General features: G+C 41.4%; 1 pseudogene. It reads right to left on the bottom strand.

The annotated features are described in order from the left end of the window. Nucleotides 1-251: pseudogene (locus Q3W56_RS20880) on the bottom strand (helix-turn-helix domain-containing protein); the annotation flags it as partial.

The raw sequence follows: 251 nt of genomic DNA, 5'->3' as shown, positions 1-251 counted from the left end.
TTTTTAACACTTCATTCTGTTGTCGCAGATAACGATTCTCTGCCTGCAGTTTCTCTAATTCAGAAGAATACTCCGGACCTTTTCCGTAAGTGTATTGCTTTCCAACAGGCTGTTCGAATCGATGTGTGTATCCCCAGCTTTATGCCATCTAACCCATGTCTGAACCTGTGTCTTATTCTCAATATTCAATTTCTCCATGATCTCTTTCATAGGCACGCCTGCCAATCTCATTTCTACAGCCTTCTGTTTCA

The sequence above is a fragment of the Bacillus sp. C28GYM-DRY-1 genome (genome assembly GCF_030519405.1).
GTDB lineage: Bacteria > Bacillota > Bacilli > Bacillales > Bacillaceae > Bacillus > Bacillus spizizenii_A.
The sequence above is the reverse complement of the archived record's forward strand: the minus strand, read 5'-3'. Positions and strand labels throughout refer to the sequence as shown.